Source organism: Butyrivibrio sp. AE3006 (assembly GCF_000424165.1).
Taxonomy (GTDB): Bacteria; Bacillota; Clostridia; order Lachnospirales; family Lachnospiraceae; genus Butyrivibrio.
Window position 1 is genome coordinate 96,772 of sequence record NZ_AUJJ01000013.1, and the last position, 12,452, is coordinate 109,223.

At 44.0% G+C, this 12,452-nt stretch carries 10 protein-coding genes; 3 read left to right on the plus strand and 7 right to left on the minus strand.

Features of this window, described 5'->3' with window-relative positions:
* Window positions 1–48: 48 nt before the first annotated feature.
* Entirely contained in the window at window positions 49–654 is a 606-nt protein-coding gene (locus G603_RS0109040; protein WP_026523945.1) for an ECF transporter S component, read from the plus strand.
* Between the two features lie 91 nt (window positions 655–745).
* On the opposite strand, the gene G603_RS0109045 is transcribed toward G603_RS0109040, so the two are convergent.
* Together G603_RS0109045 and G603_RS19815 are read right to left on the minus strand one after the other, a co-directional pair.
* Window positions 746–2,398 (minus strand): alpha-glucosidase, encoded by a 1,653-nt coding sequence (locus G603_RS0109045; RefSeq protein ID WP_026670020.1) that lies wholly within the window; start codon window positions 2,396–2,398, stop codon window positions 746–748.
* A 60-nt stretch (window positions 2,399–2,458) separates the two neighbouring features.
* Window positions 2,459–3,952, minus strand: coding sequence for a glycosyltransferase (locus G603_RS19815; protein WP_051207674.1), 1,494 nt, complete (start codon window positions 3,950–3,952; stop codon window positions 2,459–2,461).
* 192 nt (window positions 3,953–4,144) lie between these two features.
* On the opposite strand from G603_RS19815, the gene G603_RS19820 reads away from it, so the two are divergent.
* Window positions 4,145–6,607, plus strand: a complete 2,463-nt coding sequence (locus G603_RS19820) for an adenosine deaminase (protein ID WP_035792632.1) — start codon at window positions 4,145–4,147, stop codon at window positions 6,605–6,607.
* Between the two features lie 44 nt (window positions 6,608–6,651).
* Here G603_RS19820 and G603_RS0109060 read toward each other — a convergent pair whose 3' ends face one another.
* The 5 genes from G603_RS0109060 to G603_RS0109080 all read right to left on the minus strand — a co-directional run bounded on the left by G603_RS0109060 (window position 6,652) and on the right by G603_RS0109080 (window position 10,940).
* Window positions 6,652–7,443: a transporter substrate-binding domain-containing protein gene (locus tag G603_RS0109060; protein WP_026670021.1), complete on the minus strand. Its 792-nt coding sequence runs from the start codon at window positions 7,441–7,443 to the stop codon at window positions 6,652–6,654.
* 33 nt (window positions 7,444–7,476) lie between these two features.
* Window positions 7,477–8,217 (minus strand): amino acid ABC transporter ATP-binding protein, encoded by a 741-nt coding sequence (locus G603_RS0109065; protein ID WP_026670022.1) that lies wholly within the window; start codon window positions 8,215–8,217, stop codon window positions 7,477–7,479.
* Window positions 8,218–8,229: 12 nt separating this feature from the next.
* Window positions 8,230–8,904, minus strand: a complete 675-nt coding sequence (locus G603_RS0109070) for an amino acid ABC transporter permease (protein WP_035792635.1) — start codon at window positions 8,902–8,904, stop codon at window positions 8,230–8,232.
* 103 nt (window positions 8,905–9,007) lie between these two features.
* Entirely contained in the window at window positions 9,008–9,886 is an 879-nt protein-coding gene (locus G603_RS0109075) for a helix-turn-helix transcriptional regulator (RefSeq protein ID WP_026670024.1), read from the minus strand.
* A 52-nt stretch (window positions 9,887–9,938) separates the two neighbouring features.
* Entirely contained in the window at window positions 9,939–10,940 is a 1,002-nt protein-coding gene (locus G603_RS0109080) for an AraC family transcriptional regulator (RefSeq protein ID WP_026670025.1), read from the minus strand.
* Between the two features lie 218 nt (window positions 10,941–11,158).
* Here G603_RS0109080 and G603_RS0109090 point away from each other — a divergent pair, with 218 nt between their 5' ends.
* A complete protein-coding gene (locus G603_RS0109090; protein WP_026670027.1) occupies window positions 11,159–12,409 on the plus strand; it encodes an L-rhamnose isomerase in 1,251 nt (416 codons plus the stop codon).
* Window positions 12,410–12,452: the final 43 nt, after the last annotated feature.

The following is a 12,452-nucleotide window of genomic DNA, read 5'->3' on the forward strand; positions in this document are numbered from 1 at the left end:
AGGTTCAATTTATTAGTCAAGAGAGAAGAATACCCTAAGGAGGAGATTATGAAGAACGAAAAGGTATTAAAAATCACATACGCAGGACTCATGGCTGCACTTTGCTATGTGGGATATGCCATTTTTCCTGCGATTAACGCATCAGGCACAAAGGTTCATGTAGGTAATGCTTTTGTTGTACTCGGCGCATTACTTCTGGGCGGCTTATACGGCGGACTTGCCGGGGCTGTAGGACTGTCAGTTGCTGATATACTCGGTGGTTTTGCAGCCTCCGCGCCCAGAACGTTCATCTGCAAGCTGGTTATCGGACTTGTGGTAGGCCTTGTAGCACATAAGATTGCACATATTTCTGAAGAAAAGAAGAAATCCTATGTATTTAAGTGGTCAATAATTGCAGCAATAGCAGGACTTGGCTTCAACTGTGTATTTGAGCCCGCTCTTAAGTATGTATGGTACACACTTCTTACACCCAACGCTGAGAAGGCTGCATCTGCAATAAGCGCACTTGTAGCGATCACTACTTATGCTACTATCATAAATGCAGTAATTAACTCAGTAATCGCAGTTGTGCTTTACAATGCACTTCGTCCTGCTCTCAATAAAGCAGACATACTTCCCGTTGCAGCACCCAAACAGGTAAAAAAGGCAGGCTGAAAACGGAAAAGCAGTGCTAATAAAATTATCATTTGAGAAAACAAATAAAAGCTGACAGGACCAAGTTCTATCAGCTTTTTTGTAATTAATCTCACACTTTATATCTATACACTCTGCATTCGTAGGGTCTGTATAACTCTCCTGCATGGCCGCGGTAATTACACAATACAAGCTCACCCTTTTTACCTTCGTATTCCGTGGGAATCCGCACGGTTAAAGTCAAACTGGTAAATGAGCATATGATTAAATATCGGATGTTTTTATATGCGCGCTCGTACACATAGATGAATTTATCCTTGGGATAATACTCTTTATAGCTGCCATATAGCAGTGCTTTTGAGTGCTTTCTAAGGTTAAGGCATTTCCTGTAGAAATTCAGAATGCTCAGTTTATCATTTTCTTCAGCGGCCACATTCACCATTTTATAGTTGGGATTTACGTAAAACCAGGGTCTTACCGTGGAAAAACCGGCATATTTATGGTCATTCCACTGCATGGGCGTCCTGGCAGAATCTCTGCTGGATAGATGAATACGGTGCATGCGCTTAGAGGTCTTTTCCTTCAGGTGATAGGTATGATAGTTGGTTTTAGAGGAAACATCCACGTACTGATGGATAGATCTAAGACGTATATTTGTCATGCCGATTTCCTGGCCCTGATAGATAAAGGGCGTTCCTCGCTGGAATAGGAAGCTTGCTGCCAGCATGGTTCCGCTTTCTCTCCAGTATTTTTCACTGCCATATCTGCTGATAATCCTGGGATGGTCGTGATTTTCCAGGTAAAGAGAGTTCCAGGCTTTTCCTGCAAGGGCGTATTGCCACTTTGAAAAGGCCTTTTTCAGCTTAACCAGGGAAAAAGGACGGTGCACGTATTCGGTATATACACAGTCCGCCATCATGTGATCGAAGGATATCATCATATCCAGGGATTTTGTGGGACCTGTAAGGTATTTCAGGGCAGAATTCACCGTGGTCATGGGCCCTTCACCGATCTGGAAACAGTCGTATTCGTTGCAAACCTTGCGGAACTGCGCCATATATTCGTGAATATGAGGGCCATCCTTGTAGTGGGGCATACCGTTTACTGCAGGGATAAAGGGCAGGCCGTTGGGAAGCCCCTCTTTTTTGGAGATAAAGTTGATGACGTCTTCTCTGAAGCCGTCCACACCCATATCAAGCCAGAAGCGCATTATGGATTCAACTTCCTCACGCACCTTTGGGTTATCCATGTTAAGATCCGGCTGCTTTTTAGCAAAAATATGCAGATAGTACTGGCCACGCTGCTCGTCATATTCCCAGGCTTTTCCCTCGAAAAGACTATCCCAGTTATTTGGCTCATCGCGCCAGATATAATAATCGCTATAGGGGTTATCTTTGCCCTTTCTGCTCTCCTTAAACCATGGATGTTCGTCAGAGGTGTGATTTACCACAAGATCCATGATAATCTTAAGGCCCAGAGAATGGGCTTTTTCGAGAACCTTTTTGAACTGATCCAGGGTTCCGAAATCAGGATGAATATCCTTGTAATCTGAAATATCGTAGCCGTAGTCAGCATTGGGGGATGGATAAACCGGTGAAAACCAGATTCCATCCACTCCAAGTGATTTTACGTATTCAAGCTTGTCATAAACTCCATACAGATCACCGATACCATCGCCGTTTCCATCAGCGAAGCTTCGAACCCAGATCTGATAGAAACTCATTTGCTTATACCAGTCTTTTTTATATCCTTCAGTTTCTCCCATTTAAGCTACCTCCGAATTTAGTCCCCGCAACACCCAAAACAGGCATAAAGCGGGCAAATATCATTCTTCGCTATCTTTTTTAGAGAAAAAATCCTCGATATTGTCTCTCATTTCTTCGATGTTTTCTTTGATGTCATCTCTCAGATCATCCATGTTGTCCTTGAAATCTTCGATATTTCCCTTGAGCTCGCCCTTGAAATCTTCGAAGTTCTCCTTCATGCCGCCGTAGATATTTCTGGGGATGTCAAAAACATGCTCTGTGCCGTTTACAATAAGAGAAGCGGACTCCAGGAAGTAATCAGAGCCATGCTTCTTGCGGCGGGTAATTGTACCGTTTGCCACAAGTTCGCGAATCTCGCCGTAGCGTTCGTATGCAGCTTTTACGCTGTCATCCCAGGAAATATAGATTTCATCCATGGCATGAGTGCCTGCATCACGAAGATAGGGCAGATCTTTAGCTGTTCTTATAAGGAGTTCAGCCATGGATTTGGCGGTTTCGTCAATAAGGAAGCCATTTCTGCCATCAGTTATGCCCTCTGCAGCGCAGGAGCCCTTTATCAGTACACTGGCAAGACCACAGGCCGCTGCTTCGCGGACTACGATGCCGTTGGTGTCATATACGGAAGGGAAAAGGAAAAGATCAGCTCTTGTATTGAAGGCTCTGAGCTTTTCTCTGTCGTGCACGGGACCTGTGAAGATGATTTTTCCTGTGTTGTCGGAATCGCCGTCTTCATGGGTAAGATTCCCCTCTGCATCGTAAATATCAAGAGCAATGCCATGCATTCTGGCTTTTTGCTGCATTTCTTCCACATCAGCGCCGCCGCCCACAAAAAGCATGCGATAGTCGATACCCTTGGCGGACAGGTCAGAAAGAGCGTCAATAATGATGGGAAGACCCTTATATTTCATCATTCTTCCTACAAAAAGATAAACCGGGATATCATCGGGAAGACCGTAAGTTTTGCTGATCTCATCCACGGCGGACTTCTCAACTCGGCCCTTAGCAAAGTCCACACCGTTGGAAACAACCCTGTAATCCCCTTCATAGCCAAGAGAACGAAGATTTTGACCTGCACCCTCAGAAACAACCCAAACCTCGTCACAGGCCGAAATATTGCTTACCATAGCCTTGATGGTCTCTGTTTTCAAAAAGCCTTCGCCCACAGCCCTTGCAATATCCACATCAAATTTAGTGTGATATGTGAAAACAATGGGAGCTCCGGTCTCATTTTGCAGAATTCTCGCCATTATGGTTGAAGAAGCGGGGCAGTGAGTGTGGATGATATCAGGCGCAAATTCAGCCATCTGATTAATCTCGCGCATAGCTAAGGGGTTACCTGCTCTGTAGCCTGCCACAAGATCAGTGGTATCAAGACTTTTATAAGGGATTACCTTATAGGGATAGCCTTCATAATTGGCATTGGGATACTTAGGAGTCCCCACTATTACATTTGCTCCGTGATTTTCCGTAAGAAGTTTGCCGTAGTTCATTACTACGTTAGCCACGCCATCGATAACGGGCGGAAACGAATCGTTCAAAAGACAGATGTCCATAAATATATCTCCCCTAACTCATAGTATTTGCGTACCGGAGACGCACAAAAATCGAAATCGCGTTTAATTCCTTAGCTATTATAAATCAATATTAGAATTAAGTTCAAATATATGATAGTTTTGGTAAAATATAACGTACAAGGATGCATTCATGATCCCAAACCTGCCGTTTATCTTAAGGAGGGTCTATAAATGACATATTTTACCTGCCTTTTTCTGGATACTGAAAAAGATATCATAGTCAGCCTGTATAAGGAGCTTGATAAGGTATTCTACGTGCTCTCGACGCCCAATCACCACACAGGAAATCTCATACGGAATCTTGCAAGAATATGCGATCTTCCCCTTTCTCAAAACAGAGAAGGAATGCTGGAGATACGCGGAGAAGTGCCTTGTTATGTGGATTCATACAATAACGAGAGTTATATATTTAGGCTTGGCGATGTGGAAATAGCTAATATCGACAAGGATGGAAATGTGCTTATGAAGGCGGCCATACCGGCTATCGCAAAGACCCTTATGAGCCAGACAAAGGACTATCAGCTTGGGCTTCCTAAGACCATTTTCAAGACCAGAGTTCGAAAGGAATATAAATTTAATTCAGATCTCCACACCCACATGAACGGAAATTTACCGGGAGATATCCTTATAGCCCTTGGAATCTATCACCAGATTAGATATCCCCTGTATTATGTGAAAAAACTGGAGCTTAAACTCACTGAGGCCCAGTGGGATAAGCTTGAAAGGCAGAGAGCCAAGGTTGCAAGGCAGTTTGTGTCATCGGATCTTAAAGGAAAATACCTGGATCGAAGGATTAACGATAATACCTTCATAAATTTCGCAGATCTGATTCTTAATAATCTCGATAACGCTGAGATGAATATCGTAAAAATCAGAGGGTCTCTTGCTGTAATAAAGGATGGACAGGCCGTATTTACCAATCTTGAGAAGGTTTACCTCTACAGATATGTTTTCACAAAGGGAGCTGAGAGCGAAGATAAGATTCCGTTAAATACCGCTTATCTGATCCCTGATGAGGATGTAAAAAAGGCTCTTATGCAGATGCTTCGTGACAGAGAAAATCCGGATTACTGCAACAACACAATTTTCCAGGATAAGCTACTGTGGATAGCAAGAAATTATAAGCGTCAGGGTGTGTGCTACGCCGAAATAAGCGATACAACTCTTGTAAAAAAATACGAATCTCTCGAGATGCTAAAACAGGTACATGCAGTAATGCCAAGCATTTATGGAGAAACAGGTGTTATGATAAGGTTCCTTGCAGCCATGCGAAGGATTCCTCTTACCATCGTCAAGGACGCCATCACTCCGGCCAATTATCTTGAGCAGAATCTTGAGGTCTTAAGGGCTACAGCTCTGGATCCTTATGTGGCCGGCTGCGATTTTGTAGGCGAAGAGATAAATGACATAATCACCCTGAAGCCTGTTTTCAAAGAGCTGGTGAAGATTGCTGCTGCGGATCCATCCTTCGTAATAAGGGTTCACGCAGGAGAAAATGACAGCCTGAAGGACAATATTTCCCATAGCATAGCCTGTGTGAAAGATTGTCTTGCACCGGGACAGGCCATGCCTAAGATGCGTCTTGGTCACGGCTTATATACCTACAGCCCCAGATCGAAAAAGGGCCGCGAAGTGCTAAAACAACTAAAAGAGAATAATATTGTGCTGGAATTCCAGCTTACCAGTAATGTGCGCCTAAATAATCTAAATTCCTTGGACAAGCACCCTCTAAAAGCATACCTGAAGCAGGGAATAAGGTGCGTTCAGGGAACCGACGGAGCAGCGCTTTACGGAACAGATTCTGTAGATGAGCAGCTGTCTCTTGCTAAGATGCTGGAGCTGTCTGAAAACGACCTAAGGCTCATGAAGGAAGCTGAGACCGGTATTATCGAGGAAGGTCAGAAGGCATACTCAGATAAAAAAGCAGCTTTTCTCTCTCTTGTAGGAAAGAGGGACATGGAAGATGTGCTTCTGGAGAAGATGAAGACCGTAAAAATTGGCAAAGGGCTTTCCGGCGGCGTAAAAAGACTTGATGCCAACACTGAGCTTAAGGGCCAGATAAAGGAGATTACATGGGACAGAGTGCCGGTAGTTCTCCTTGGAGGAAGCTTTAATACCGAAAAGAGAGCAACCAGAGTTACTCCCGAGGGAGAAAAACAGCTGGATATGCTTATGAAATACTTAAATCCCGATGAAGTCTGCTTTGTAATAGGTCACAAGCTCTCAGGTTATGAAAAATATCTTGTAGAGCACAACAAAAAAGGATTCAGGATTTACGCTGTGGTACCTGCTCTTATCACCAAGCAGGAAGCGGTTAAGCTTAAGGAAGCGGGAGTTTATATAAGGGTTTCCACAGAAGCTGAAGGAATGGGTATTTATAAGAGCTTCAACTACGAGATATTTGAGAGGCGTCCTTCCATGGTTGTTGCCTTTGACGGAAACAGCGCGGCTGCCAATCTTATTCAGGAAGCCAAGAACGGAAAGGGGCAGTCTGCGATTCTTATTTTCAGTAAGTCCAAGACCCTGCTGCAAAAAGCAACTTCTCTCCACGGATATGTGTACTTTTTCGATGGGGACGCCCCTATAACGCAGAAAATAAAGGAACTTAGTGATAAAACCCTCAAAAAATCGTAAAAAAATCGCTCCGCGAGTAAACTCGCGGAGCGTATTCTTTGTTTTTATTCAGCTGTGATATCAGCACCGAAATACTTGATTGAGATTTCGGAAAGCTTTCCTTCTTCTCTCAGTGCCTTAATGGCGTCATTGATTGCAGCGCGGAGAGAATCGTTGTCTGTGCCCTTTGCAAGGGGAACAGCATACATTGTAACCTCGGGATCTACTGCAGCAACCTTAAGATCTGTAGTACCTGTGGTGTTGAAATAGTCCTGAGCAGAAGTGTTAGCGTTGATTGTAGCATCAACAGTGCCGTTTTGAACAAGGGTCATGGTCTCGCCGAGAGTATCAACGTTTTTAACTGTAGCGCCGTACTGAATGCCCATAGCTTCGTAGGTTGATCCTGCGGAATTAGCTGTTGTAAGGCCGTTTAAGTCCTCAAAGGAGCTGATGCTGTCATTAGAAGCAAGAGTAACAACTACTGCGTGGTCGTAAGCGTAGGGATCTGTGAAATCATAAGTGTTTTTGCGGTCGTCTGTAACATCAACGCCGTTTGCCATCATATCAAAGGTGCCTGTGGAAACGCCAGTAAGACCTCCGTCAAACGCAACCTCCTGGAACTCTGCTTCAACGCCGAGCTTTTCAGCGATCGCAGCAGCTACCTCTACATCAAAGCCCACAAGCTCATCAGTGTTTTCATCATGATAGGTGAAAGGTGCCCATACACCTTCGGTAGCAATTGTTATTTTACCTGCAGACTTGATTCTTGCAAGGTGATCGTTGCTCTTTGAGCCGCAGCCTGCGATGGTTCCTGCGACAAGAACGCCTGTTAACAGTAAAGACAATAATTTTTTCATAGTGTTCCTCCATTCTGTAAAGAGTATTTTGTATTAGGAATTCGTAAGTCTCAGGAATTCCTTTGTTCTGGGCTGTTTAGGATCATTGAAAAAGGTCTTTGCATCTCCTTCTTCCACTATAACACCATCAGCCATAAAAACCACTTTTGTAGATACATCTCTGGCAAAACCAAGCTCGTGAGTTACTACGATCATGGTCATTCCATCATCTGCCAGTTTTTTCATAACTTCCAGAACCTCTGCGGTAAGCTGGGGATCAAGAGCGGAAGTGGGCTCATCAAAATATAATATGGCGGGATCAGTTGCAAGAGCTCTCGCTATGGCAACTCTTTGCTGCTGACCGCCTGAAAGCTGGCTGGGATACATGTTTATTTGTTCCAGCATGCCGACTTTTTGCAACACGTCTCTTGCCTTGGCTTCTGCCTGCGCCATGGGAATGTGTCTTGCTGAAGTCAGTCCCAGGGTTACGTTGTGCAGAACTGTTTTATTGGCAAAGAGATTGTAATTTTGAAAAACAAAGCCGGTTCTCTTACGAACATCCGAGATCTCGGCATGACTTATTTTGGAAAAAGGATAGGTTTTGCCGTCGAAAGTAAGCTCTCCCTCATCAGCGCTTTCCAAAAAGTTGATACAGCGAAGAAGGGTAGTCTTTCCGGAACCTGACGGGCCAAGGACAGATACCACATCACCTTTTTCAACTTCAATATTTATGCCCTTCAGAACTTCGTTCGTCCCAAAGGCTTTGTGTATATTGTTAACCTTAAGTAAAGACATATTTTTCCTCGATTATTTTCTTACGCCGTAGCTTCCAAGTCGCACCTCGCCTCTCTTTTGCAGATAGGTGAGAACTGTACAAAACATCAGATAAACGATTGCAACTTCGATATAAAGCGGCAGGTAATTATAGGACTGCCCGGCGATCTGCTTGGTTCTGGTGAACATCTCAACAACTGTGATGCTGGATGCCAGAGAGGTGTCCTTAACCATGCTGATAAGTGCGTTAAACAGCGAAGGGAAAGCCGTTCTGAATGCCTGTGGCAGGATAATATGCCACATAATCTGCATGTAGTTCATACCTACGCAGTAGCCGGCTTCGAGCTGCCCGGCGGGAACCGCTTCCATAGCGGCACGCATGGTCTCAGCACTGTAGGCACCTTCATTTATGGTAAATACAATAACAGCCATTACGAATGGATTTGAATGTATTCCAAGGAGCGGAAGTCCGTAAAAAGCCACCATTAACTGAACCAAAAGAGGCGTTCCTCGTATTATCCAAATGTAAAATCTGCAGATCTGTCGCAGAACCGGTACATTAGCGTACTGAACCATTGCCACAAATACTGACAGTATAGTTGATAAAATGAATGCTGCGGTTGCCAGCGGCAGTGTGACCTTCAGTCCGTAAACAAGTATTTTCGGAAAAGAGTCAATAAGCAGCGATAATGTATTCTGATCAAACATAATATTTCCAATTCCGGCAAAAAATTTTGCACAATTTCTTCATAAAAAATATATTAATCCCTAACTGTATTAAGAAGTCAATACCTTTTTTGAAAAGCGAGCGTTAATGCGCTTTTCTGATGATCTCATCCTTGTATTTTTTGGGAGATACTCCGTATTCCTTCACGAAAGCCCGGTAGAAGGTGGAATAATCCGAAAAACCGTAGGATGATGCCACAACGGATATATCCTGGCCGCTTAAAATGGCGTCTCTGCACATTTCCAGCCTTTTTTTGGTTATGTATTTATGCAGCGGCAGGCCGTTTGTCTCGGTAAAAACATGAGAGATGTGGAATTTACTTATGTACAGCTTTTCAGCGATTATATCCAGTGACAGATTTTCATCGATATGGGTCTCTATATAATGGATGATGCTCTGGTAAAGAGAATCTGATTCTGCCTCAGTATTCCCGGGATTCTGAGCCTCATATACCATGCGGTTTATGGATATCATGAAATCGCTGACGGATATAAGAATCTTAGCGCTTTTAGCAAATCTGTCAGAGTGAATCTCATCAATCAGAGAAAAAAGCTTGCCCTGAAGGGTATTGAATTCGATTTCTGTGAATTTGTGGGTAAAAAAGGTGTTTTTCAGCGCCAGATCAGGGAGATATCTGTAATCCTCGGAAATTCCAATAAGGGAACTAAGGAAGCTCTCGCTTATCCAGAACACAAAGCGTCTGTAGGGATGGTTGCTGTCAAGGAGAGTTGCGTGATGCGGGATTCCGGGAGGGATTATGACCATTGTCCCCGGGCGCAGTGAAAAAGATGCATCCCCTATATGCATGGTAATATTGCCCTCCAGAAAAAAGTAGAACTCATAGTAGTCGTGGGCATGATGTTCTACGTCGGGAATAACGCTATCACTGTAGTAATAGACTTCAAAATCCCTGGAAAGCATATATTGTCTTGTACTGAACTTGGTTTTCAGATCTTTTTTCATAGAAAAAATGTAGCACAAAGCCGCAAGATTTACAATGCGCCATCAAATCACGTTAATTCTCGTGGGAAAGTCCTGTAGAAGTGGGGTTTTGCAACCTGTAATCCCTGGGACTGCAGCCGTAGACTCTGCGGAAGAGTCTGTGGAAAAAGCTGGTGTTGTCGTAGCCTACAGACACTGCGATGTCAGAAATAGGAGCAGCAGAGCGGCTTAAAAGATTGCAGGCTCGCTCCAAGCGCTTTTGCTGCAGCAATGCTTTGAAGGTCTCTCCGGTCTCTTTTTTGATGATACGGCTTACCGTGTAAACATCGGCCCCTTCAGCCTTTGCAAAATCCTGCAGGGATGCCGTTTTGTAGGAAGTATCTATGTAGGAGAGCACCTTGAGGGTTATCTCCTGCTCAAAGGAATTAGAGGGCACATGAATAAGCTCTGCGTGATTTGTCAGATTCAGGAAAAGCAGTCCCACTGTGGCCTGATTTATTGTGCGGCTGTTTTTATCTGCATTCAGCATGTTCCAGATGAGGTTTTCCATGAGATTTTGCACGGGAACAACGTCTGACACGCTAAAATACAGGAAATTGCTCTGCATGTCCTTCCTTGTAAGGCAGCTTACGATGAATTCTCGTAGTGCGCTGGGCTTAGCCCCCATCATTGGAAGAACCACATCGAAAAACTCAGGCAGGATCATGAAATTCACGGCTATATCCTTTTCTCCTGCGGGAAAAATCTCCTGAGTAGCGTGCTGATTAAGGAAAAGCAGGTCCCCTTCCTTAAGGGTTATCTCCTGACCGTCCACTATATGCCTGGTAGAGCCGCTGCACATATAGATAAATTCCACATAGTTATGGGTATGTTTGGGAAAATGAATAAAGCGCACATGGGGGCGCATATCTATAAGACGTCCGTTTTTAAGGACTCTTGCTGAGTCAATTTCATCTGCATCTTTGGACGTTTCTGCGCTGTAATAAAGGGCGCGGTTTATCACCTTTTCACCATTTAAAATGGACTGTTCTTCCTCAGTTATTGTGCTGAGTTTTTGGAGTAAATCCTTGTTCATAGGGGCTTCCTTTCTGCTCTATTACATAAAAATAACATGTTATTTTACACGCTGCAAGAAAGGACGCTTTTTTATTCTTTTTTCGACCTTAAAAATATGGGCGCCATCATTTAATATTAAAATCAGCGAAGAAAATGAGCATAAAACACAGGCAGATGACGCATATAACCCGTGTTTTAGCCAAAATAGAAATTATATAGAGAAGGGAAGGTTACAAAATGACAGTAAAAGAAAGATATGAAGCAGCAAAAGAGCGCTATTCAAAGCTTGGCGTAGATGTAGATAAGGCAATAGATGAGCTCTCCAAGATCAGTCTCTCAATGCACTGCTGGCAAGGCGATGACGTAGTTGGTTTTGACCAGAAGGGACCTCTTAGCGGAGGAATCCAGACTACAGGTAATTATCCTTACAAGGCTACAACTCCTGAGCAGCTCATGCAGGATATAGATGAGGTATTTTCACTTATTCCCGGCAAGCACAAACTCAATCTCCACGCTTGCTACGCAGTATTTGAGGGTGATGAGTGGGTAGACAGAGATAAATTGGAGCCTAAGCACTTCAAGGCATGGGTTGATTTCGCTAAAAAGCACGGCATTGGCCTTGATTTCAATCCCACAATGTTCTCACATCCCAAGGCTGACAATGCAACACTTTCATCAGAGGATGAGAGCATCAGAAAATTCTGGATCGATCACTGCATCGCATGCCTTAAGATTTCAGAGTATTTTGCCACAGAGACAGGTGTTCCCTGCATGATGAACATCTGGATCCCCGATGGATTTAAGGATGTTATCCCCGACAGAATCTCTCCCAGAAAGAGACTTAAGGATTCCCTGGATCAGATCCTTGCAACACCCTACGACAAGAGCAAGGTTTACGTAGCTGTTGAGTCCAAGGTATTCGGAATCGGTGTTGAGTCAGTAACTGTAGGTTCTCAGGAATTTTACCTTAGCTACGCTGCTAAGAACAACATCATGTGCCTCATCGACTCAGGACATTTCCATCCCACAGAGAACGTTGCAGACAAGCTTTCATCCATGCTTCTGTTCAACGATAAGATGGCACTTCACGTTACAAGACCTGTTCGCTGGGATTCAGACCACGTTGTTATTTACAATGATGATGCAAAAGAGATCGCTCAGGAGATCGTTAAAAACGGTCCCGACCGCTTCTTCATCGGAATGGATTACTTTGATGCCAGCATAAACCGCGTATCCGCTTGGACAAACGGCATGAGAAACTTCTTAAAGGCACTTCTGAACGCTGAGCTTCAGCCCAATGAAAAGCTTTGCAAGCTTCAGAATGACCGCAACTTCACAGAGCTTATGTCCCTCCAGGAGCGCATCAAGATGATGCCCGTAGGTGATGTATGGGATTACTACTGCGAGAAGCAGGGAGTTCCCACAGAGGACGAGTGGTTCGACGTATGCAAAAAGTACGAGGACGAGGTTCTCAGCAAGAGAGCATAAGACAAAAATAAGAAAATATGTGGCAGAGGGCCTTTAAACAGGC